16 protein-coding genes are annotated in these 23800 nt (G+C 49.8%); 2 read left to right on the top strand and 14 right to left on the bottom strand.

Annotated features, from left to right (window positions below):
• Positions 1-358: 358 nt before the first annotated feature.
• From FPE01S_RS13065 to FPE01S_RS13055, 3 genes are all read right to left on the bottom strand, one after another.
• Positions 359-568 carry a hypothetical protein gene (locus FPE01S_RS13065; protein ID WP_046369396.1) on the bottom strand — a complete coding sequence of 70 codons (210 nt, stop codon included), beginning with the start codon at positions 566-568 and terminating at the stop codon, positions 359-361.
• 2 nt (positions 569-570) lie between these two features.
• Entirely contained in the window at positions 571-888 is a 318-nt protein-coding gene (locus FPE01S_RS13060; protein WP_046369395.1) for a ferritin family protein, read from the bottom strand.
• 259 nt (positions 889-1147) lie between these two features.
• Positions 1148-1540, bottom strand: a complete 393-nt coding sequence (locus FPE01S_RS13055; RefSeq protein WP_245623998.1) for a VOC family protein — start codon at positions 1538-1540, stop codon at positions 1148-1150.
• A 60-nt stretch (positions 1541-1600) separates the two neighbouring features.
• Between FPE01S_RS13055 and FPE01S_RS13050 the strand changes: the two genes are divergently transcribed.
• Entirely contained in the window at positions 1601-2059 is a 459-nt protein-coding gene (locus FPE01S_RS13050) for a hypothetical protein (protein WP_157474017.1), read from the top strand.
• Between the two features lie 150 nt (positions 2060-2209).
• Here the strand turns inward: FPE01S_RS13050 and FPE01S_RS13045 are convergent, their stop codons facing one another.
• The 9 genes from FPE01S_RS13045 to FPE01S_RS13000 form a co-directional block, all read right to left on the bottom strand.
• The gene (locus FPE01S_RS13045) at positions 2210-2629 is read right to left on the bottom strand and encodes a DoxX family protein (protein WP_046369392.1); all 420 of its coding nucleotides are present in this window, start codon (positions 2627-2629) and stop codon (positions 2210-2212) included.
• A gap of 50 nt (positions 2630-2679) precedes the next feature.
• The gene (locus FPE01S_RS13040) at positions 2680-5631 is read right to left on the bottom strand and encodes a glycoside hydrolase domain-containing protein (protein WP_052955758.1); all 2952 of its coding nucleotides are present in this window, start codon (positions 5629-5631) and stop codon (positions 2680-2682) included.
• A 2-nt stretch (positions 5632-5633) separates the two neighbouring features.
• A complete protein-coding gene (locus tag FPE01S_RS24925; protein ID WP_052955757.1) occupies positions 5634-8420 on the bottom strand; it encodes an endo-alpha-N-acetylgalactosaminidase family protein in 2787 nt (928 codons plus the stop codon).
• Between the two features lie 9 nt (positions 8421-8429).
• Positions 8430-11756, bottom strand: a complete 3327-nt coding sequence (locus tag FPE01S_RS13025; RefSeq protein WP_046369391.1) for a VCBS repeat-containing protein — start codon at positions 11754-11756, stop codon at positions 8430-8432.
• Positions 11757-11841: 85 nt separating this feature from the next.
• A complete protein-coding gene (locus FPE01S_RS13020) occupies positions 11842-12333 on the bottom strand; it encodes a DUF5018-related domain-containing protein (protein ID WP_046369390.1) in 492 nt (163 codons plus the stop codon).
• A gap of 16 nt (positions 12334-12349) precedes the next feature.
• Complete coding sequence (locus FPE01S_RS13015; RefSeq protein WP_046369389.1) at positions 12350-14134, bottom strand: RagB/SusD family nutrient uptake outer membrane protein; 1785 nt, start codon at positions 14132-14134, stop codon at positions 12350-12352.
• Positions 14135-14154: 20 nt separating this feature from the next.
• Positions 14155-17475: a SusC/RagA family TonB-linked outer membrane protein gene (locus FPE01S_RS13010; RefSeq protein WP_169749165.1), complete on the bottom strand. Its 3321-nt coding sequence runs from the start codon at positions 17473-17475 to the stop codon at positions 14155-14157.
• A gap of 166 nt (positions 17476-17641) precedes the next feature.
• Positions 17642-18838, bottom strand: coding sequence for a FecR family protein (locus FPE01S_RS24920; protein WP_052955755.1), 1197 nt, complete (start codon positions 18836-18838; stop codon positions 17642-17644).
• A gap of 47 nt (positions 18839-18885) precedes the next feature.
• Positions 18886-19473, bottom strand: coding sequence for an RNA polymerase sigma factor (locus FPE01S_RS13000; protein ID WP_046369388.1), 588 nt, complete (start codon positions 19471-19473; stop codon positions 18886-18888).
• A 92-nt stretch (positions 19474-19565) separates the two neighbouring features.
• On the opposite strand from FPE01S_RS13000, the gene FPE01S_RS12995 reads away from it, so the two are divergent.
• A complete protein-coding gene (locus FPE01S_RS12995; RefSeq protein ID WP_245623997.1) occupies positions 19566-20717 on the top strand; it encodes a DUF2652 domain-containing protein in 1152 nt (383 codons plus the stop codon).
• 429 nt (positions 20718-21146) lie between these two features.
• Here FPE01S_RS12995 and FPE01S_RS12990 read toward each other — a convergent pair whose 3' ends face one another.
• Together FPE01S_RS12990 and FPE01S_RS12985 are read right to left on the bottom strand one after the other, a co-directional pair.
• Positions 21147-22577 (bottom strand): anion permease, encoded by a 1431-nt coding sequence (locus FPE01S_RS12990; protein ID WP_046369386.1) that lies wholly within the window; start codon positions 22575-22577, stop codon positions 21147-21149.
• Positions 22578-22616: 39 nt separating this feature from the next.
• Positions 22617-23777: a porin gene (locus FPE01S_RS12985; protein WP_046369385.1), complete on the bottom strand. Its 1161-nt coding sequence runs from the start codon at positions 23775-23777 to the stop codon at positions 22617-22619.
• Between the last annotated feature and the right edge of the window lie 23 nt (positions 23778-23800).

The following is a 23800-nucleotide window of genomic DNA, read 5'->3' as shown; positions in this document are numbered from 1 at the left end:
GGCCATGGGGTTGTTGTTTTTTGAAAACGCCCAATTTCCAAAATCGAGTGAAATGAGCCACCAGACTGCGTTTCACAAACATATTCGTTGTAGACGGCTATTTGTACGTATTCAAACCAGGCCTGCGTAACAACCAGGCACTGGAATATCTTTCCTCCTATAGCCTCTTTGGCATTTCATCCAAATCATTCAAATAATTTACTTTTAGCAGCATACTATCATAAACGGATATTACGCATACGGTTATCAAACGCAGCCTGGTTGCTCATTTCATTCAATAATATAAAATGCTCTATTTCAAAAAACAGGACACCCTCCACTCAGTGGCGGAAATTAGGTCGTCAAACCCCCTAACAACTTAAGACGCCTTCGCCTTATTCGCACTCACACTCTCTATCCACACTTTGACTGCCTCCATGTCTTTATTCAGGATTGCGGCGAGTCGCTTCAGCAGGTCGTCTTCATGACCAGGTTCATAGTCGAGATCTTCATCTGTCAGGTGATTTTCGATCTCTTTCAATTTTTCCCTGGTATCGGGCCAGGGCTCCATCAATATGAGCGTTTTCATGATCAGTCCTCCGCTGCCTCTTCGGCTTTTTCAGCATTCTCGATGATGTCGCCTTTTTTAAAAAGGATGTTTTGGAGGATCAGTTTCCAGACTGGTTTTCGCCGCAGCAGGAATTCGAGGTCCATTCCGAAATGAATGAATTCTTCCTGCTGGGTGTGTTCCATGATCTTTTTCGCTTCCTCATCCTTTTCCACTGCCAGGCGCTGTTCATACCAGTCGATCGCTTCTGCTTCCTCGATCAGTGATTTGATCATCCTTGCAAAGGTCCGTATTTCCTGTGGCAGTTCCCCAGGTGGTTCGTGGTACTGGTCAAATCCCATAAACAATAATTGAATTGTTGATGATGGTCTGGCATTTCTTAAAATTGAAACCCCCGCGTGGGCGGGGGTTTCTGGTGATTTCCTTTTTACCTGCAACAAGAAATTGTATTGGGTAATCGGGAGAATCTCTGTACTACATGATATTCAAAACGAGTGCCAGCCACACAACCACGGAACATCTAAGCCTGCAAGCGAGACCAGTTTTGCCTTGCGGTATTGTTGCCCCGTTTGCTGCAAGAAAAGGGGCTGATTTTTCCCGTTACCCGCCGTGCTGGTAAAGGCCGAACAGGTTGCCGGAAGGATCGGTAAACCTTGCGGTAATTTCTGGTGCTTCGACGTCGACTGGCTGCACGATCTTTCCGCCATTCACTTCCACCAACGCCATCGTCGCGCCGATATCAACTACCATAAAATGAACCAACAAGCCCAAACCAGAAACTGGTTTCCGATCCGTTCGCCAGGTACCGCTCACTTCCATTACGCTGTCGTCAAAAGAGATTTCGCCGTCACCTCTTTTCCGGATATGCCAGCCTAAAACTTTTTCATAAAAGTCCGCCGACTCCAACGCATCCCTGGACGGGATTTCCAGGTAACAGATTTTACCATTGCCAAAAGTGGGATGATCCTGGCTCATAGCTAAAGTATTATGCATTAAAGGTATTGATTATGCAGTTCATCGGATTCCCTACCTTTATCCAAACTGATCCGAAGTATGAAGCAGCTGCATCACCTCTCCTGTTTACTTTGTCTCTTGTATTTAATGACCGCCCTTCCCACCCTGGCCCAATCACAGGAATTGCATCATAAAGATTCCGTTGCCCTGTTCAAAAAGCAGGAAGAGAAGAAAAAGCTGGAAGAAAAACTGGATACAGACCGGAAGCAGCTGGCCGAGTTGCAGCAGTCGCTCGATACCAAAAATACCGAGACAAAAAAGCTTCAGCAGCAGGCGGACAAATCCGCCAGCGATTATCACAGCGCCGCCACAAAACTAAAAGATGACGCCACCAGCAAGAAGCGGTCAAAGCGTGCGCATAGTGCAGCCCAACAGGCCAAAGACGATGCAAAGAAGGTGAGGAAGAGCCAGGGTGAGGCGGATGATATTGAGAAGAAGATGAAGAAGGTGAAGAAGCGGATCGGCAAGGATGAGAAGAGGTTGAAGAAGATAAAGTAACTGTTTAGTAGTTTATTAGTTTAGATGTTTAGTAGTTGGAACCTCAATGTGTAGCACCCGGATGATTCGTCGTCATGCGAAAGTATTTTGACCAGGCAAGTCCTATAGCAATCAGTAGAGGAACTTTTAAACTGATAAACAAATAAACCCCTAAACAGAAGCGTCGTGCTTTGTGTTGACGTCTACTTTCCCCGTATTACTAAAAAGATCCGGATACATAATATAGAACAGTACAAATATCAGCAGGAAATTAAACTCCACGCCATTCCTTCCGCCGCCTACCACAAACCAGCCCTCCTTGTAGTGCACCATAATGATCCCCATCACCAGTACAAAAATGGTAACAAAGCCGGCGATTTTGATATAGCGGTTGAACAGCAGGCAGAGTGCCGCGGCCACATGCGACAATTTGATCAGCCAGGCGATCGTAACGCCGAAAGGGGCAAAGCCGATCTCGTTCAGGTAAAGGTTTCCGAAATCATTGATCCCGTTATCGAACATCCCCGGTACGCTGTGTACCAGCAGGATGATGATGACAGGAAAACGCAGCAGGAAGGTCCGGTCAATCATGGCAGTCGTTTAATGAAATTTACCAATTTCCCGCCGGATACGATATCAGGTTACCTGATTTCCAGCAGCAACCCCTTTCCCGGCTTCACAATTATCGCCTCACCCGGACGATATTGTCCCTGTTCCTGAAAATTGGGTATCGCGGATTGTACCAGTTTTCTGCCTGTACTATCCATACTCAAAGCCTTCCAGTTGATATTGAGGGTAATTGACTTCTCCTTTTCCGCCCATGAACCGATTGCTACCAGGAGAGCATTTTTTTGCACATAAACAGTGGCCAGGATAGAACTGTCACTGGTGGTGACCGGACAATCCTTTTCCCAATACCCGATCATTTTTGCGGCGGCAATATTGAAGCTGTCCCAGATCTTCCAGATATCCCGCGGATCGCAATAAACGCCTTCAGTAGACCAGGGATACCGGACGGTCATCCCGTAAACCATTCCTCTCCAGGGATTACCACCGCCCTGCAGCATATCACCCATCAGCCCGAAAGGAATGCCGCTCACTTCCACCAGCCAGTTGTCTGCCGGCATTTTATCATACTGAAAACTCTCCCCGAACCAGAGCTTATTGATATAGGGGAAAAACTCGGTATACTGCGTAGCCGGTCCTTTGGAGAACCCGGTATTGGAATGCAGGTCCAGCAGGCATCCTGGCTTTGTGGCATCCATTACCTTGCGCATCCTTTGCAGGAGGAACCGGTCAAATGCCACATCATCCAGGTAGAGGCCATCAATATCGGTGTTGGCAACGAGCCATCGTAAGCCCTCCGTATAGTAGTTGTACCAGCGCGACTCACCGCTGGTCCTGATGGCGGCATCGCTTTCCTGGTAGCCGTTGATGGGCGTAAACCATTGCACATCGTAGTGGCTACCAAGATGTTCGCGGAGCCAGGGAAACCCGCCTCCCTTACCGTCTGCGAGTATTTCATCACCAAGGCTTCGCAAGGCCCAGATTTCCGGCAGCTGGTTGGTAATTTCACGGATCGTGTAATACAATTTTACTTTGAGCTGTTGCGCATGCCATTTACGGATGAAGTAGCGGAGGGAATCAAGGGTCAGAAATGGATAATTGATGTAAGGGTTATAAGGATTGGCATGATGCAGGTTGACGATCTTAATGCCCGTGCGAAGATCTTCCATCGATGGATTGGGAAAATTTCCGTTATGAAAATAACGATCGGCAAACTGATCATGGGTATTCAGTTGTTTCACCGGCGTCACGAGGAGTTTAAAGTCAAAGCAGACACTATCCCCAACAGCTAAAGTTCTTGCGCCGGAGTAACTTACACAATGGACGGTATCACCCAGATGCCTGACCGAAAATCCTCCCTTGTCGTTGTTGTACCAGGATGGCGGGGGCGAAGGCTTGTACAGGTTCAGCAAAGGGCCGGTATAGCTGGCACCCTGCAGTTCCACATGCAATCCGGCATGGGGAGCTCCGATCCACCAGGCATCCTGCGGCCCTTTCCATTTCCATTCATATAGCTCCGGACAAAATCCCCCCGGTCTCCCCATCCCCATAAAATATTGCGCGGTAGAACGCTGCACCGGTATATCCAGGCGAATATCTTTCAGGTTGACATCACGTAGTGCCTTCAGCACAACCCGGTACTGGATGGTGCCATCAAACTCCATCCTCCCCCTGCTGGTCATCTGTAGCGTTGACGCTTGAGTTATTGCGACCCAGCTGATTTTTCCCGGCGCTTCAAATTCAAACAAAGGTCTGTTGCCGGTAAATTTCAGCAGCCCATCAGCGTCCTCAACCTCCAGCTCCATAGGTGCTGCCAATAGTGACCGGTTTCCTGCAAGCAGCGAGCCCGGCAGGCCGTTGCCTGCTACTTCCAGGGTAGCAGAAGTGCTTTTAATGACCCGATCCTGCCTTGCCAAAGCAGCATAGGGAGCAACCGGCAGATCGTCGATGCCCAGGGTGGAGTTCAGCCAGCGCAGCCTGGATAGTCTCCATGGTTCTCCATCACCACGATCCTGCAAAACGGAATCAGACAAATCCAATACCACTTCAATTTTCTTATCCACGCCATTGGCGGTCAGTATAACCGGAAATTTCAACTGGCGCACATTGGTGTCCCTGGGTACATCCACCCCAAACCACAATGCCTGTACCTGCCGGCGGGGTATGGAAATTTTATTTTTGAAGGATTGTCCCCGGGCATTGATACCACCCGAATTAAAACTGGTGACCAGGTGACTTCCGGGTGCAACCTGCAGATCGGCAATCGAATCCCGGGCTGCATAAACTGCAAGCTGGAAGACATAATATTCATTTCGCAGCGCCCGTCCCCTGAAGCGGCCGGATGGACCGTTCCGGATCCAGCGCAACGGCAGATCATCTTTCATGCGCACCGCAAATTCACGACTCTCCGGGAATACCAGGAAAGGTTGCGGAAACCGTTGCCGCAATTGATTTGCTTCAGCTGCCGATGCACAAACTTCCATGGGGAAAAAGCTGTCGAAAGCGGTGCGGCTTTGCATGCCAACTACTTCGGCAACCAGGGATTTTTTCCCGGCAAGGCTGTCTGTTTTCCATTGTTGCAGCCATGCTGCCGAAGGAGATGCTTCGGGACTATTATACCGGCCTTCCCACCAGCCAATATTCTTTTTGCCCGTTACCGGCAGGTAGTAGAGGTAATAGGTACCGGGATGCGTAACCGGGCCGATGGCCAATTCTGCTTTCTCACGATCAAAACTTATTCTATAAACATTGGCGACTGTGTTTCCTGCTGCATCCTGGACGATGATACCTTTTGCAGCAGCGTCAACATCCCGCCGGCGCCATTGAACTTTGACGCTTATATGAGCGGCAACCTGGCGCACTTTAAATTCCACCCGGTGATTGCCCAACTCCTCCTGCCAGGGAGACGCTGCAACAGTATAGGGATAGTCCGGGTTTTCAGCTTTTTGTTGCTTGTGCTGCCGGGAAAAAACATTGCTGGTAAGCAGTAACAGGGCAATGACTAAAATGACTAAACGATTCATCATTATTATTTGATTTTGATCCACACCATCTCATCCGGCGACAATTGAAGCCTCAGTTGTCCCTTTGAAATTTTTGTACTGCCTTTCTTTTCTGTCCCGTTGGCAGTTACCACGAAAATTTCCGCCTGCGTTGCCTTCCGGAATGCAGCCGGAAGCCGCCAGGTCCGCTTCTCATAACCATCACGACTATACGCAATCATGCTTTTGCTGTCGATCCAGGAGGCCGGCATACAAACATCGCTGCCTTCGGCCAGCAGGGCATTCCCTTCATATAACCGGAACACCCCCTGCCCTATCTCCGTTTTTACCCCTCCGGAAAACTGCACCATGCGATAGCCATCCCGGTCGACCAGGAACAGACGATCTAACCGGTTCAGGTAATACCAGATCAAAGTCTTCTGGCAAAAAGCCGCTTTCACACCGGGCAATCCAACCGGATCAATCCTGGCTTCTTCTTCCACATGCATGCTCGTACCAAAAAGTTTCCCCCAGTCGGAGCGGTCTTCTCCGCCGCAATACACGGATGCCGGCCATTTCAGGTATTGCTCCCTGTTATTGTACCACCAGGCCATGGATTGCCATTGGACAAAGGATTGTTCGCGAAGAAAATCCACTCCTTCAGAAGTGACATCGATCCCCTTCGACCCGAAGTATTCATAGATCTTCTCCTGTGTTTTTGTTTCGTCTTCGGGGGTGAACCCCAGGAACGGACTGGTGATTGATTTGTCAAGACTGATTCTCCAGCTGCCGTCAGCCTGTTGAATTGGTTTCGGTGGCCAGGTATGAAAGGCATCCACATGTATCGTACCCGCTTCACCAAGCGGCAACAACGAACATAAACTGTCGATACGCTTCTGCAGGAAGCCTGTCTTCCACTCCTGCGCATAACTGATGGGATAGCCGCATTCACCGCCCATCAGGCTGCCGTCTTGTCGCCGGGCAATAATATTGTTGTTGACATAAGTATCCCAGAGCGGACTGTCTTCATAGGCATCAAACAGGTTGATGTGCAGGCTGACCACCGTGTTGTACTTCCTGGCTTCTTTCATGAGCCAGCGGATGCTTTCCAGCGCATCTTTATCCTGTGACCTTTTTATGGCCGGATTGCCTTCAAACAGTGCAGGATACTTAGAATCGTGCCCATTGTATTGCCAACCCACCAGGTAAACAATTTTAGGCATGCCCAGGGTTATTTTATCGAGTCTCCCGATAACGGCCAGCGCCTGTTCTGCATTGAGGTAATTTTTATTGACACCATTGTCCCGCCGCCTGAATTTTCCATCGAAACCAGCTTCCGCCAGCATCAGTTTGTACGTAAGGGTCTGGTGATAGGCAAACCGCTGCGGAATTTTGGTAACAACTTCGTGATGAATAAAGGTCGTATCCCCGGCCCGCGCCGTTGCCCGTACAGCAGCTGCACCCGCCGGTACGAGCAAAACGGGTTTTTCTGCTTCCAGGGTAAATTGCATCCGTCCATTGCGCAGCGGGATCTCCTTTTCCTTTTGCCAACCCGATTTGTTCAGCACGAACAGTCCCAGGGTTGTTTTACCCTTCCATTGCTGCGGCACAGGCCTGTCGATCATAGTAGCCTGCGTACTATAGGCGATATAACTGGCATCATAACGCCAGGTCAGCGGAAACAGGACCTGGTTGTGATTTCTGAAAACAAAGTTGCCGCGTTTGATAATGCTGTCCTTCAGCGAAACCACTACACTATCAGAAAAAGCAGCCATCCTGTTTTCACCCTTTCCGGTTACCGAAAGTCGTTGCAGCCGGTTCAGAAAAGCATATTGCGGAAACTGCAGGAAGAAATCTTTCATAAACCCGGTTTCCCAATTGCCATCAAATTGTTTGTTCCGGTAGCGCTGCCATCCGGGAAAATGGTTCTCCCCGTACATACTGGTACCGAACAGAAATTCAAGTCCGAAGTCGGATCGCTTCAGATCGGGATTAAAATGCCCCCCGGTAACCACGGATGCCGGTTGCCGGAGATACTGATCTGTGGTGCGCGCATTAAAATGCCAGTAAAAGGGAATGATTCCTTCCATATAGTCCATTACCCATTCAGACGTTGGTTCTATTCCCCTGCTTAACCAGTAGCGACCGACTTTCTGCTGATAGGCTGCTTCCTGGATGGCAGATTCCCGGTGCCCCTTGCTGTCTCGTGCAATCCAGGCATCCAGGTGAATAGTTCCTGCTTCCTTTAAAGCTGGCAACAGGTGGAGGAGACTGTCGATGCGTTTTTGCGCATAGCCTTTTTCCCATTCCCGCTGGTAGTTGACCTGGTAGGCCTTTTTTCCATTGTACTCGCCTACAACCATCAGGGTGCCATCTTCATTTTTCGATAGCATATCTTCCTTAACATAGGTATCCCATAAAGGGCTGTCATCGTAGGCATCGGTCATATTGATGTGCAGGCTGATGGTAGTGTGGAATTTTTTTGCCTCACGCATCAGCCAGAGCAGGCTTTCCCTGGCATTGGCATCCTCCGGCCGCTTCAGGTGTTCATTGACTGCAAAGAAAGCCGGGTACTTATCGTCATGGCCATTGTATTGCCAACCGACCAGGTACAGGATTTTGGGCGCTTCCAGCGTAATCTGATCCGTTCTGCGAACAAGGTCCAGCACTTCTTTAAAAGTAGCCAGCACAACGGACCCTTTTTTGTTGTCAGGGATGGCACAGGCGATTTTCATGACCAGGGTCTGATCATAACGATGGTTCCAGCGTGTCTGCTGACCGCTGGCGGAAGTGTGTACGACCACCAATACAAAAAGTATCCAACGCAACTGCATAGGAGAAAATTATTTTTTTAGTGTTTGTTGAAGCAGGATGAGGGAGGCATTGTTCCTGGCCACGGCGATCATGGCACGCCCTCCGCTTCCACGGATTATTTTAAGGTCCCTGACCTGGCCACTTATGGCCAACCCTGTTTGCCAGGGCAGGCGCGGCAACCAGTTGTTCTTCCCCTCGCCTTCAAGTATTAATCCAACACTGGCATCATAAAATCCTTCATAAGGTGTCACGCCATAGAAATTGCCACCGCAAAGGATATCAATTATCCGGTCACCTGTAAAATCGGCACAGGCGAACGCATAAAGCGCCGACCATTGTGCTTCGGCAGGTAACGGATGAACGGTGAAGCCATGCTTTCCATCGCCCATCAGTACAACAGAAGCAAGTGTGTTTATCTCCAGTTGTTTCGCCCCGCGCAGCCTGTCGCCGAAAATCTCATCGATACCGAGCCCCGCCATGCTGCTGTAGTCAGCAAATTGTTTGCGCATGATCAGCGGCATTCTCTTCTCCATTTCTTCCTTGTTCAGAAAAGGATAATATTTTCCCGTTGTCGATAAGGCAAGCACCTGGTCAAAGCTGCCCATACCGGCAATATCGCCGCAATACAATCGCAATGGAAATTCCCGAGACGCTTTCAATTTGGAATTGCAGCCGAGGTTGCCGGCCAGCAGATCGGAATGACCGTCACCATTAACATCTGCCACCTGCAATGTTTTCCAGAATCCTGATAATGGCTGTGCAATAAGGCTGTCGGTAGTTTCAGTAAACTTCCCCTGCTGGTTCCGGAAGAAGCGAATGCGCATCCAGTCGCCGGCAACTACCAGGTCGGGCCAGCCATCTGAGTTGTAGTCGAGCCAGGCTGCACTGGTCACCATTCCCATCAAACGCAGCTGCGGCAGTGTTTCCGGTGGCGCTTCCGTGAATGATCCCTTACTGTTGTTCAACAAAAGATAAGATGGCGCTGGAGTACCATATTGTCCGGCTACCGACCTGCCGCCCACGAACAAATCTATGTCGCCATCCTTATCGAAATCAGCAGCGGCTACTGCAGACTTATTCGTCGCGATCTGCGGTAGTCCCTGCGACCTGGAGAATTTCCCCTTGCCATTATTCAGGTATAGCCGGTCGAGCAAGGGCTTTGCGCCTTCGAAATATTCACCACCGCCACTTACTACATAAAGATCCTGGTCTCCATCACCATCCGCGTCAAAGAAGCAGGCACCTGTTGCTTCCTGCAGGTTATCCTGTTCAAAAGCTTCCACCGGCATCTTCATGAAAGTGCCCGAAACGGTTTGCCGGAACAATGCAGCGGGTTGCCCTTTTGCACCACCGGCAAACAGATCTTCCAGGCCGTCTCCGTCAACATCAGCGACTGCCAGCCGGGGTCCCTCAATAGATAGCTGCTGCGGCATCAGTTCCTGCAGGTCAAAATCGTTAAATGAATTTTCCCGGTGTACAAAATCAACCCGGCTGCTTTTCGTCACATCAAGCAACCAGGGATCATTGCCCCGGCTGACCGGCCAGGAATGATCCACCTGCATGAGCAATTTCCCAGGACGCGTTACCACATGAATGCTGTTGCAGGCCAGATTCTGCAGCACCTGTGTTCCGCCCCCGGGCCATTGAATGACCAACTGACGAACAACAGTATCAGCACCTGTACCAAAATGAAGCTGAACAGTTGATGCACTTTCAAATCCGCGGGTGGCAGTCACCTGTGCGTACTGATCACCACCGGCTGTTGTAATCTTTATGGCTGCACCATAGCCAAATGCATTGGCCATATCACCTTTCAGCCGAAGTGAAAAAGAATTTGACGATTTGTGGTCGCTGGAATGATTCTGATAGATGGTTGCCGGAGCATTGATGTTATTGACAATGATCTCGAGGTCGCCGTCGTTGTCAAGATCGGCATACGCAGCCCCGTTGGAAAACCCGGGCTCCTGAAAGCCCCAGTCTGCAGACACATCCGTAAAACTGTTCCCTCCGCTGCCAGCAAACATCCTGTTGATGGCGGCACCGTCCGGCATCTTCTCCAGCTTTTCACGGTCAGTATCGCGCAGTGTAGCTGCGGAAGCAGCCCTTGCCTGCGCGGAAGCAAATTTGAGGAAGTCGAGGTCATTGGGTCTTTTCAGAATCCCATTGGAAATGAAAAGATCCTTAATGCCATCGTTATTGAAATCTGCGATCAGCGGCGACCAGCTCCAGTCGCTTGCCGCAACTCCGGCAATCAGCCCGATATCGCTGAACAACATGCCGCCGCCCGTGTTCAGCTGAAGACAATTCCGGGAAAACTGCGGGTGGTAACCCCAGCGTTGCTGTTTGATAGCGTAGGTGGACAACGGCTCGTCACTCATGGAAGACTTCAATACTTTCTCCTCATCCGGAAGCATATCCGCCGTCACAATATCCAACCAGCCATCATTATTGAGATCGGCGATATCGCTGCCCATCGAAAACCTGCTTTCGTGGGCAAAAGCCGATTTATTGATCTCTTTAAACTGTCCGTTCTGCTGATTGAGGTAATAATAATCTTCCTCGTGAAAGTCATTGCTCACATAGATATCTTCCCAGCCGTCGTTGTTGAGATCAGCGACCATGGCATTTAATCCATATCCCAGGGCACTGCTGAAAATACCTGCACCCGCGGTAACATCGGTATAGTAAATACCGTTTCCTGTTTTATCGCAACGAAAGAGTTTGTCACCCGAACGGGCATCCGTTCTATGACGAAAAGAAGAATCCTGCAGGGTAGCATTGGAATGAACGGAATGATTAACCAGGAACATGTCCAGGTCTCCGTCGTGGTCATAATCAAAAAATGTGGACTGGGTATTGAAGCCTTCTATATCGAGGCCATAGGTGCTGGAGGCCTCTTCAAAATGCAGGTTGCCCTGGTTGATGAACAATTCGTTCTTCCCTGCGAAACCGGCATAACTTCCTACAGCGCTGACATAAATATCCAACCAGCCATCCTGGTTTACATCAGCAAGCGTAACACCTGTTTTCCAGTTGGCCTTGCCCTGTATACCTGCCGTAACACTGATATCATCAAATAGCAGCCCACCTTTATTGAGATACAGTTTGTTCTCCCCCTGGTTGGATACAAAGAAGAGGTCGTCCAGGCCATCATTGTTAATGTCACCTGCGGCAACGCCGCCACCGTTATAATAATACAGGTAGTCGAAAATATTGACCTTCGCAAACGGATCAATCCTGTTTTCAAACAGCACCTTGCTTACTTTGGTATCGAGCACGGAAAATACCTGCTGATGTTTTACCTGGCCACAGGCCAGTAACAGAAAGAGCAAGGCAGGAAAAAGCACCTGACGCATCCATGGTCCGTTTAGGTAAAAAAATAACCGGCTGTAAAAACAGCCGGTTTCTAACCAAACCTAACTGCTAATGCTGCAGCTAAGACTACTTGATGAAATTGGCGATTCGGATAGTCCAGGTTCGTGTACTGCCATCAGCAGCAGTGACGAGATATTGTTGCGGTTGCGTAAAGTCTCCCGGGGCCCCTGGTCGTGGCGCACTGCCGACTGCAGACATAGTTGCTGCCGTAGAGATATTGCTCATAAAGACCAGGTTGGTGGTACTCACTTTGGCTCGTTCTGCTTCGGTGAAGGAACCACTGGCCGGCGGTACCGTCACATCGAATACCACGGAATCCGTTGACGCACCGGGATGGTCTTCAATTTTGAGAAACTGCTTATTGGTCAGATTAAGCGTAACCACCCGAACGACGGGGCTTCCACCGGAAGTACTGTTCGGATCTTCAAAACGGTATTCCATAAAAACATCGGTAATCTGCGCATCCTTGAATTTTGGCAGGTTTTCATCCAGTCCTGATTTCAGGCAGGAAGAGAAGGCCAGCAGGAGAAATCCGAATAATGGTATGTAGCGTTTCATAAAATTAGTTTTTGCGTTACCAGTTGGGGTTTTGTTGAAGACTGCCATGCCGGTCTACCTGGGATTGCTGGATGGGCAGCAGGTAACGACGTGATTCATCGAATACACGCACTTCATTCTGGTTCCACTTCAGTACTTCCACCCGGTATCCGTCCCTGGGAATATTGATCTCCATAAAAGTAGGCGGTGTTTCCAGTTCCGGAATGGTGCCACCGGGCGCCAGGTTGTGGTTGGCATCGCCGCCATATTTTCCCCAGCGCAAAAGGGTCCAGTAATAATCCAGTTCCTTGAACAGTTCTACCCTTCTTTCCCGTTTGTAATCCGTCCACGCATCCGCAGCGCCAGCCGCGGTGGAAGGCGGCAATCCACCATGAAAGGTTCTTGTCTGGTTGAACGTGGCCACTGCTTCGGCTACCTTGCCCTGGCGAAGGAGCGCTTCTGCCTTGTTGAGTATTACCCTTCCGAGGCGGAACACCACCCAGTGATAGTTGGTGGGGGTATTGTAAAAAGCGCGGGGAACGAGGTCATCATAAATGCCTTTGCGGTGAAAGGTATTGGTGATGGGCGTACAGCATCCCGATCCCAGTGAACCTTTGATCATGCGGTTGAGGTTACCGTTCCGGTTAGTAGTCACCGTTTCACCATACCACTGTGTTGAATCATATACTACTGAAGCTGCGAAACGCAGATCCCTGTTGCGGTAGATCACGGAGTTCACACTGCCTGCACCGGTTACTACGGCACTGTCAGCAAAAGATGAATTGCGGTGTGACAGGTTAGCCATGAATTGGGAAGACTGGTCCCAGCGAACAGCTTTGGTGGGATCATTGTCATCAATTACGAGGTAGTCATCGATCAGGTTCTGGGTGGGCGAATATTTGCCCCAGTCCTCAAACACCTTGTCCTGCTTAAAATGCGGTGTGGCACCCTCCCTGGTAACGTCATCATTGTTGACGTTGGGAATGGACAATTGCATGTCGGTAATATTGGACACCACGGTATTGGATTTGTCGCGGTAAAACGCGAGGATGATTTCCGTGGTACTGCTCTTGCGTGCATTGAACATGCCTTCATAATCAGGTTCGAGGGCATGCCTGCCGGATTGAATTACCGCATCCGCTGCGTCAACGGATTGCTGGTAATAGGTATCGTCCCCGGTGTAGGCTGCTGCCTGCAGGGCAACTTCCGATTTGAGGGCGTAACCCGCTGTTTTTCCGGCAAGAGAAGTTGCGGCAACATCGGGGAGGCCGGGAATGGCTTCGTTGATGTCTTTCATGATCAGCGAATAGGTTTCCGCAACACTGGCTGTTTGCGGGAGCGAGTAGGTTTCCTCATCTTCGGTAAGCACCCTGTCTACATAGATAACCCTGCCGAACCGGCGGGCCAGCCAATAGTAGGTCATCGCACGAAGGAATTTGCCATGCGCTACCAGTTCAGCCTTATCAACGTCCGCCAGCAGTGAGCTATTGGCCTTTTCTATAATCAGGTTACACATCCGCACCTGGGCGAACTTATTGAAACCATAGTCTTCGTCGCGGGAAATCTGGTCGCGGGTAAATGCATTGCCATCACTGGCGATGATGTTGTTGGTCCATACCTCATCACCCACCATGTTTGTATAAAGTCCGACTACATTGCTGTACGCATTGTACACAAACTTCATGGCATTGTCTTTGGATGACCATACTTCATCTTCGGTGATTTTATCGTATGGCTGGGTTTCATCCAGCTTTTTGCAGGAGATACCGGTCAGCATGAGACTGACGGCTATCAGAAATATATTGATGAATTTCTTTTTCATAATGAAGCGTTTTGCGGGAATCAGAACCCGATGTTCACGTTAATGGAATACACCCGCGACGTGGGATAGTCATAGTTGTTGGTACTGCCGGTTTCTGCATCCAGACCATATTTCTTCAGTTGAGAAAAAGTCAGGAGGTTGGTGCCGCTCAGGGTAACCCGCAGGTCGGTGAGGAAGTTCAGCTTGTTGCCCACCAGTGGTTTGAAATCATATCCCACCTGGAGAGCTTTGAGACGAACATACCCGGCATCGATAATCCAGAAATCCGAAGTCTGTTCATTGTTGCCGCCATTCACACCACTGCCGGATACCAGTCTCGGAAACTGCGTGTTGCCGGCTCCGGGAGTCCAGTGATCCTCCGTCTGGAAATCGTACCGGATATTTCCGACATAGTTGCTGCGGAATACATCGCCCAGGTACATGCTCCGCTTGCCACTGCCCTGCCAGAGCATGCTGAAATACCAGCTGCCATAACGCAAGTCAGCCGTGAGGCCGAAAATGGACCTTGGGAATGTAGCACTTCCAGCCCGGCGCAGGTCTGCGTTGTCTATCTTTCCATCACCATTGGCATCCACATACATGATATCACCAGGTGCCAGTACGGAAGACAACCGACGCGGATTATTGATAATATCAGCGGCGTTCTGATAAAGGCCACTGTTAAGCAGCGCTGTCTGCAGGTAAGCAGTCTGGTTGTAGGAGGTCGTGTAGGGGTTCTTAAGCGTGGCACTATCCTCATTCGGATTTACTTCCCACAACTCATTGAAGTAAGTGTAGTTCGCTCCTACGGAATATGATAGTTTACCGGCAACATTGCTGTATTTCAATGAACCGTCCCATCCTGCCCGGCGTTTGGCACCATTTGACAGGCGGAAGGGCAAAGGCGTACCCAGGGGATCCGTATATCGTTGTCCGGAAGCAGAAGCCAGGTAGTTGGTGGTACGCAGGTAGAAATAGTCAAGTGATCCACTCAGGTGATTGGATAGTGTTGCAAATTCAAAACCGGTATTGAAGGTATTCATCTTATACCAGGTGATATCCGGGCTGGGGATGGCCGGCATGTTGAGGGAAGGCTGTAATACACCATTCACCACGTATCCCGACCCAAGTGTGTATCCAGGTACATAGGCAAACGGCGTCAGGCCATCCACCGTGTTTTGTCCCACTTCACCATAGGAAATCCGGTACTTGAGATAATTCAGGATATTTTTCTGGTTAAGCCCCAGCATGAATTTTTCATTTGATATCACCCAGCCAAGCGCCACACCGGGAAAGAAACCGCGGCGGTTGCCTTCCGGGAAAAGGTCACTGCCGTCATCCCGGAAGCTGGCTTCCAGGAAATAGGTATTGCGGAAATTGTAGCTTAAGCGACCCAGGAACGCATTCCGGACGCTCTCCGACATGCTCCCATTGTTAAATACATTGGCCTGGGGACCGTAATTGATCTGGTCGAAATTGAAGTCAAATGAATTTCTTCCGGTAGTACTGGTCTCACCATAAACATAGGCTTGTTCGTAACCGAACATCGCCGAGATACTGTGATCTCCAAAGGCTCTGTCGTACGTACCAAATCCCTGGAGCACATAGTTGTACCCGTTGGTGTTCACCAGCGAAAGATTGGGTTTGTTGGTTGCCACCGGCACATCACTGCCGATACTGTATTGCGGTGCTGTTGCATTCCAGCTTCTGCCACTGGAATTGAACTGGCGGTAATTGGCATTGCCTTTAAGGCTGAGTCCTTTTACACCAGGCACACTCCACTGCAGCACCACATTGCCATTGATGTCGCGGTCTTCATTCCTGGCATAGCCACTTTCAGGAGAAATTTCTACCAATGGATGATCTCCCTTGTTGGAATAGCGGGTATGTTCGAGATCCGCAAAAGCTTTCTCCATGGGACTTGAATTCTGGATATGTCCCCATACATAATAATAGCCGCTGCCATAGGAACTGTTGGGATTGCGTTGAGATTCTGTTGTACCATACAAAGCAATCGTTGTCTTCAGTCCGATCTTTTCAAAATCGCTGCTGACACTTACCCGGTAGTTATACCGCTTGAGCCAGTTGGTGTTCTCCCGGTAAAGCGTGCCCTGGTCCAGGTATCCCAATGATGCATAATACTGTGATTGTTTTCCGCCGCCTGCTACAGACAGGTTATGCCGGTTCTGTGGCGCAAATTTTTTCAGCACAGTGGATTGCCAGTCGGTATTGGGAAAATTCAGCGGGTCGGACTGGTCCTTATATTTCTGCACATCTTCCGGGGCATAACGGCCCGGATTACCTTCCATTTCATCAACACTATTGGTTAACGTGGCAATTTCGTAAGAGCTGATTTTATTTGGCAGAATGGTTGGCTGTACCCAGTCATGCCCGTAATTGTAGTTTACCGAAACCTTGCCTTTGCCACCTCTCTTGGTGGTAACCAAAACGATACCATTACCGGCGGCCACACCATAAATGGCCGTGGCGGGACCATCCTTCAGAAAGGATATGTTGTCGATATCATTGATGTTCAGGGTCTGGAACTGAAACTCTGTAGAAATGATGTCGTCGATAACATAGAGCGGCGTGCCTCCGCCCCGGATGGAAATCTGGGGTTTTTTGCCAGGGCCACCGCCGCTTGAATTCACCAGCACACCCGGCACGCGCCCGGCCAGCGCTTCACCAACTGATGTCGCTCCCAGGTTTTGGATTTTTTCCGCCTTAAGGGTTGATACAGCCGTAATATTTTTTCCCTTGGTGGTAGTACCGTAACCGATTACGATTACCTCCCCAAGGTCATTGGCAAGTTTGTCGAGGGTAATATTATTCAGTTCAGTATCTTTTCCGACCCGGATAGCTTTGGTCATATACCCGACGATCGAAATTTCGATGGTCGAATTCTCTTCCACTTCCAGCGAAAAATAACCACTCTCATCTGTTGATGTACCGGTGGGTTTCCCCTTCTGAACAATACTGACCCCGGACAGCGGGTTTCCGGAAGCATCCAGTACCCTTCCTTTTACCGGAATGGTAACTATTCTGAATTTCGCTTCATCCGTAACCTGTACACCCGGACGTAGAATGATGGTTTTATCCACGATCCGGTAACTGATCGGCTTATCCCGCAATACCAGGTCCAGCGCCTGGCGAAGCGGCATTTTGGTGATGTTGAGGGAAAACGACCTGGTGCGGCTCACCAGTTCTTCGTTATAGATAAAATTGTACCCTGTCTGCTTGTTGACTTCCCGAAAAAACCTTTCCAGCCCGATTTTCTTCTTCGATACGGAAACTTCCTGACCGAATCCCCTGGCAGAAACCTGCAATACGGCGGCCAGGAACAAAATGGCAGTCAACCTCATATAAAATAGCAGTTTTTTTGGCATTTCCGGTCCTGACCGGAAATAGGACCCCGTAGGCCTAAAATCCATACATTTGCTTTGTTTTGGTTAATAAATAATTCTCCGAAAGACTTGTTTTTAGCCAGGCATTACCGGCAGGCTGTGGTTCGAGCACATCCTGCCTTTTTTATTCCCCGGCTGTCACCATAATAATTTTATTGTTGATGGTAAATTGAATGCCGCTGCTGAGTGAAACAATGTCAAGCACCTGCCTGACGGAAAGATTTCTGCTGAGAATTCCCGAGAGCCGCATTTCAGGAACATTCTGAGCAATGGTAATGTCCACATCATACCACCGTTCTATTTCCTTCAGGATTTCACGCAGATCCATCCCGGTAAAATTGAATTCTTCGTTTGTCCATGCCAGTACCTGTTTCGACTCGACAGCTCGGGAAACGTCTATAACATCTCCCACAACGGCCTGTTCACCCGGATGCAACACATCCGATCTTCCATTGTGACTAACTTTTACTGAACCTTCCAGCAGCGTCACCTGCATGACACTGTCGAACCGTGAAGTATTGACATTGAAGTGGGTACCCAGTACCTCAACATCCCCGGAACCGGTATGCACCGTAAAGGGATGTTTTTTGTCTTTGGCCACTTCGAAATAGGCCTCGCCCTTCAACTCTACTACTCTTATGGCACCGGTGAAACCGGCCGGATACCGGATCGTACTGCCGGCGTTGAGACTCACCAGCGTACCATCTGACAGGGTAAGGTTGATTTTCTTACTGCCGCGCGGATTTACCAGTTCGTGCCACTGTGACTGCCTGGGCACATTATTCTGTTGGCTGATATAACGAACCATCACACTGCCATTTTCAGTAATCAGTGCCGGTGATCCCGGCAATGTTCCAAGCTCCTTCAAACCCAGTTTCAATCCATTGTCCGTTTGCAGATAAGCGTAAGTCGCTGCGGGGGCAGCAATATCCGTAACAGCAGCAATAGGCACATCCCGTTGCACTACCGGACTATCGGCAGCTTTCCTGGACAGCAATACTGATATAAATAATACCAGTGCTGCCGCGGCTCCCGCCAGTGTCCATATCCTGACTATGTTGCGGCTTTTCGGAACAGGTGCGATCGTAGGCTCCATCTTACCGGCAATCCGCTGAAATATCAGGTCCTTCTGATCCCGGGAAACAGGCGGCGAATTCTCTGCACGGTCTTCCAGTTTTTCCCAAAATGCATCCATAAAATCCAGGATGACAGCATGATAGCGGGAATCAGCCATTAACTGGCGGATCTTCACGGCATCCTCCGGTGCATAATTGCCCGAGGCATAGCGGTGCAACAGGTCGAAAATCTCCTTTTCTGACATAGGCGCTGATAAATAGACAAGTCAGCCCTGTGGAAGGGCTAGTCGCTTTAAAAAAATAATTTTTGGAGCAGGATGACCAGCAGGAAAATCTGGCCTTTTAAGAATATGCGGATCGACTGCAATGCAGCTTTCATGTGATTCTTGACTGAATGGATGCTGATGCCCAACGATGCGGCAATTTCCACATGCTTCATACCACTGTTGCGGCTGAGCAGGAAAACATTTTTCTGTTGTGGTGGTAACCGGCTCACCGCCTGTTCAAAAAGGTGATGGTATTCTTTATCCAGTAAAAGATTATTGGTTTCGGTGCCAGTTTCCGGCAGGACATTGACCAGACTCAGGCCGTTCTTTTTCTCCAACGCCAGTTTTTTCAGGTAATTATACGCCTGGTTGCGCATCACCACTTTCAGCCACGCATCGGGCTCCTGAATATCAGCCAGTTGTTCGCGTTTGGACCAGATTTTTATAAAGAGTTCCTGCGTCAGTTCTTCTGCATGAAACGCAGACCTGGTAAGGAAATGATGATAGGCATAAACCCGGGAGACAGTACTCTCATAAAACTCCCTGAAAGCACTGGTGTCACCTTTTGAAATGCGTTCAAAAAGATTATCCCGCCAATTATCGTTCGTACGCATGCAATCGTATTAAGCAGTCAGCAAATCAGCAATCACCATAATGAAAGTACAGTTATTTCAACAACGACGGGTTATTAAGTTTTATCAGAATATTGGAATTAATTACCCTGATCGCGAGCGTTAAATTCGGCTACCTTCGCATCAGGATGAGCAATCAGGGACTGATATTTCTGCCGGATATCAGCGGCTTTACCCAGTTCGTCAATGCTACGGAACTGGACCACAGCCGCCTGATCATCCAGGAACTTCTGGAAGTGCTGATCAACGCCAATGAAGGCGGCCTGCAGATTTCCGAGATCGAAGGCGATGCCATCCTGTTTTACCGGTTTGGTGCGCCACCGACACTGAACGAAGTCTACCGCCAGGTAGAGAAAATGTTCCGCGCCTTCCACCAGAATCTTATTGCCTACGACAACCGCCGCTATTGTCAGTGCACTGCCTGTAAATCTGCCGGCAAGCTGACGCTCAAGGTGATCACCCATTACGGCGAATTTACCGGCTACAATGTGCAGCACTTTTATAAGCTTATCGGGAAAGACATCATCGTTGCGCACCGGCTCCTGAAAAACGATATTCCCGATCATGAATACTGGCTGGTCACGGATGCCTTATCCCCGACCGGTGAACCAGCGCACCTGGCGAACTGGATGACCTGGAATGAAGACAGGCAAAACAGTGATGCAGGTGATGTCCGTTACCACTATACGCGGCTGACCAGCCTGAAAGATAACCTGCACCCGGATGAACCCCCACCGCCGGACCTCAGCAAAAAACAGCTGGCATTTTCCCTTACCCGCGATTATTCCGTTGCACTCATCCCCCTCTTTCATGCAACCGGCGATTTCAACCTGCGCAGCAGCTGGATGGAAAATGTAACCAGGGTGGAAGAACTCAACCATTTTCTTCCGCGGATCGGTATGCGCTGCCGCTGCGTTTTTGATAATGGTGAGGAAGTGGAATACACCAGCAGCAGCTATCATTTTGAAGACAAGCTGATCGAGTTTACTGAATCGGAATCATCAACCGGCAACCTCATTTACTATACCATCCAGAAGATCTCGGAAAACCATACCCGTTTAAGAATTGATTATTATATTCCCCGCGGCTGGTGGGCACGCTACAGCAGCCGCAAACAACGGGCCTTCCTGGAAGCCAGGTTCGACCAGTCGATGCTCAATCTCGACACCTTTGCGAAGCAGCTGCAGGACGACCAAAAGTGGTGCGAAGACGAACAAGCCCTGTAGCGTCAACTCCGGTTTCACGCAGTTTTTTTTCACGCAAGCTTTTCACGCAAAGCACGCTAAGGTGCAAAGGCGCAAAGAAGAATTTTTAATTAAGGCAGCAAAAATGAGTTGGTGACAGCAATGGTGGGGACGCCTATAAGTATACCGTCAGTCGATGGTTACGTCCTGGTGAAGCAGAAATAAAAGAAAGTAACTTTTCGGGCGCCAGGAATATGACACGCTTTATGGTTGCACGCAAGGCATCTTTATTCATGTCAACCTTGAATCTGTTACCATCACAACAACACTTTACCAGAAGCAAACCTTTGCGCCTTTGCACCTTAGCGTGCTTTGCGTGAAAAAAAACAGCAATCAGGTAAGCCGGAGCGAAGCGACCAAATCAAATAAGCACAACCTAACTTGCGTGAAAAAGCAATTGCGCGCTTTTCCTCACCAGAGACCCAGCACCTTCCACCAGAGCCCACCGATACCGAACCAGATCGCGAGAAACAGCACCGAGATATAGAAGCCGTGTTTCCACCAGTCGTGCATATCAACATAGGTGCTGCCAAAAAATATCGGCGCGGGACCATGGCCGTAATGTGTGAGGCATCCCATCAGGGTTGCACTGGCACCGAGAAACACCGCCAGCATCTCGCCAGGTACACCCACCTGGATACCGACAGACAGGAAAACAGCATACATGGCTGCGGCCTGCGCGGTGGCGGAGGCAAACATGTAGTGACAATAGGAATACACCAGCACGATGATCGGAAATGCAGTCTGCCAGCTGAGATGAGCCATCTGGTTGCTTACCTTGCCGCCGAACCATCCGATGAAACCAAGACTGTTGAGATAGGATCCCATCATCACCAGCGAAGAGAACCAGACAATAGTATCCCAGGCACCTTTTTCCGCCTTCACATCTTCCCACGTCAGCACACCGCTTAACAGCAAAATGCACAATCCGATCAGGGCGCCGGTAGTGGCATCGATGTGAAACAGATTTCCAAAGATCCACAACACCAGCAGCACAATGAAAGTGGCCACCATCAGCCATTCCTGTACCGAGATCGGACCCATCTCTTTTAATTTGGCCGCAGCCATTGCCGGTGCATCGGTAGTCTTTTTAAGCTGTGGCGGATAGAATTTATACAGGAACCAGGGCAGGGCGAGAAAACAGGCCAATCCCGGCACGAGGGCAGCGATTGCCCAGGATCCCCAGGTGATGGTAATACCCAGGTCTTTGGCAAATTTCTGGGCCATGGGATTGCTGGCCGTTGCCGTCAGGAACATCACAGAAGTGACCATATTCGCATTATAGCTGCTGAGGGTAAGAAAGGCACCGATTTTCCGGTGCGATGCAGCGTCTTCCGGCGTGGAGCCCATGTTCACGGCGATCGATTTCATGATGGGAAAGATCACCCCTCCCGCCCTGGCGGTATTGCTCGGGATGGCCGGGGCAAGTATCAGGTCAGCGGTGTTCAGTCCGTAGGATAGTCCCAGTGAACTCTTCCCGAAGATCCGGATGAAATAGTAGGCGAGCCTGGTGCCCAGGCCGGTCTTGATAAATCCTCTTGCAATAAAAAAAGCAAGACCGATCAGCCAGATCGTTGCGTTGCCAAATCCACTCAATGCATTGGCAACGGCCTTTACCGGATCACCCGGTGCCAGTACCTGCGTGGCCGCGCAGGCCGTTATGCCCAGCATGGCCATCGTACCCATCGATGCAGTTTTCAGGATGATGCCGATAATGGTAGCAAGAAAAATTGCCAGCAGATGCCAGGCATTCGGCGCCACGCCTTCCGGCGCAGGGAGGAACCAGATGATCAGCGCAATGGCCACCGTGATGGCTAGCATTTTAGGGCGTATCTCTTTCATAAAGATGATTTCGGTTAATGGTTCTGGTTAGCAGTTGTGTTAATATCGTATCTGCAGCTGTACATAAGCAAGGCTGTGGGAATAGGTTGTTGTAAGGGGTATGTCGTTCCTGAACAGGTCTATGTTGACGCCGGTCTGAATGGTGGCGAAGAAATTGTCTGCAAAGATGAGCGACAGGTTCGGCGTAATGGTTTGCCGGGGATTATCTGTCAGCTTATAGTTGTCTTCCAGGTATTCATACCTGGCGCTGAGTTCCATCGCCCTCACTCTTGGCCGCTTGTATTCGAAGCGAAGAATGGGAAACAGGTAAAAGCCTTTCATGCGGAAGTCGCTCAACGGCGGTTTGGGAACAGCGGAGGAACTGTTGAAGTTGGTGAAACTGGTGCCGTTCTTGAATTCAGCGCTGAACAGGATTGCCCACTTTTCACTGAGATCTATTTGTCCCAGGAAATCTGCTCCCCACGCACTTCCGGTACCGGCGTTGCCACCGAGGCTCCCGCTCGCTGCATTGACCCCGACGGTGAGGTTCTTCCCGGGAAGCAACTCGAGCCGGCCGTAAAAGTTTTTCGTATTGTTGTTGTCAGCCGGCTGGTTGCGGTTATTACCGTTATAGGCGCCGGCATAATATTTCAGGGTAAAGTCATTGCGGGAAAGGATCTCTCCGAAAACAGATAATCCCACCTGGAAACTCTGCCAGCCGTTGGCCCCGAAAGCATAATACTGGTTGCTGTAGTCCAGTGTACGGATAATGTCAACCGGCAACGCATCTTCTATCCCGAAAAAGGGGCGGAACTGTCCCGCCTGCAGGTTGAAATATTTATTCAGGGAATAGCGGATATAGGCATTCTCCAGCACTTTGTTGATGGGATCACTGGAAAATTCTGCCAGGTTAAACAGGATCCCTGCGCTGAAATGATCATTGACATTTGCCTTTACCTGCACCCGTACCCTTTTCAGGTTGAAAGTATTGGTAACCCCCTTTACGGTATCCGGAAAATTCTTGCCGCTCACATCAACATTCCGGGTAAGGGAAGCGACAAACCGCGTTTGCAGGAGGCCGCCAAAGGTGACGCCGCGCTTGTACTCCGAAAAGTTGGTAATGGTGTCTCTGCCATTTTCAAGTCCGCTGATGTCCTTTTGCTGGGCATAACCACATAACACAGCACATCCTGTGAGTAAGACCAGGAACAGTATTCTCATAATGGGTGGGTTAGTCCGCCAAA

It is taken from the genome of Flavihumibacter petaseus NBRC 106054 (genome assembly GCF_000974785.1).
GTDB classification, from domain to species: domain Bacteria; phylum Bacteroidota; class Bacteroidia; order Chitinophagales; family Chitinophagaceae; genus Flavihumibacter; species Flavihumibacter petaseus.
This window is presented reverse-complemented; position numbering and strand designations above follow the sequence as displayed.

Coding starts and splice junctions, on each gene's coding strand:
- FPE01S_RS13065 (WP_046369396.1), bottom strand. CDS start 568: ATGAAAACGCTCATATTGATGGAGCCCTGGCCCGATACCAGGGAAAAA.
- FPE01S_RS13060 (WP_046369395.1), bottom strand. CDS start 888: ATGGGATTTGACCAGTACCACGAACCACCTGGGGAACTGCCACAGGAA.
- FPE01S_RS13055 (WP_245623998.1), bottom strand. CDS start 1,540: ATGCATAATACTTTAGCTATGAGCCAGGATCATCCCACTTTTGGCAAT.
- FPE01S_RS13050 (WP_157474017.1), top strand. CDS start 1,601: ATGAAGCAGCTGCATCACCTCTCCTGTTTACTTTGTCTCTTGTATTTA.
- FPE01S_RS13045 (WP_046369392.1), bottom strand. CDS start 2,629: ATGATTGACCGGACCTTCCTGCTGCGTTTTCCTGTCATCATCATCCTG.
- FPE01S_RS13040 (WP_052955758.1), bottom strand. CDS start 5,631: ATGATGAATCGTTTAGTCATTTTAGTCATTGCCCTGTTACTGCTTACC.
- FPE01S_RS24925 (WP_052955757.1), bottom strand. CDS start 8,420: ATGCAGTTGCGTTGGATACTTTTTGTATTGGTGGTCGTACACACTTCC.
- FPE01S_RS13025 (WP_046369391.1), bottom strand. CDS start 11,756: ATGCGTCAGGTGCTTTTTCCTGCCTTGCTCTTTCTGTTACTGGCCTGT.
- FPE01S_RS13020 (WP_046369390.1), bottom strand. CDS start 12,333: ATGAAACGCTACATACCATTATTCGGATTTCTCCTGCTGGCCTTCTCT.
- FPE01S_RS13015 (WP_046369389.1), bottom strand. CDS start 14,134: ATGAAAAAGAAATTCATCAATATATTTCTGATAGCCGTCAGTCTCATG.
- FPE01S_RS13010 (WP_169749165.1), bottom strand. CDS start 17,475: ATGAGGTTGACTGCCATTTTGTTCCTGGCCGCCGTATTGCAGGTTTCT.
- FPE01S_RS24920 (WP_052955755.1), bottom strand. CDS start 18,838: ATGTCAGAAAAGGAGATTTTCGACCTGTTGCACCGCTATGCCTCGGGC.
- FPE01S_RS13000 (WP_046369388.1), bottom strand. CDS start 19,473: ATGCGTACGAACGATAATTGGCGGGATAATCTTTTTGAACGCATTTCA.
- FPE01S_RS12990 (WP_046369386.1), bottom strand. CDS start 22,577: ATGAAAGAGATACGCCCTAAAATGCTAGCCATCACGGTGGCCATTGCG.
- FPE01S_RS12985 (WP_046369385.1), bottom strand. CDS start 23,777: ATGAGAATACTGTTCCTGGTCTTACTCACAGGATGTGCTGTGTTATGT.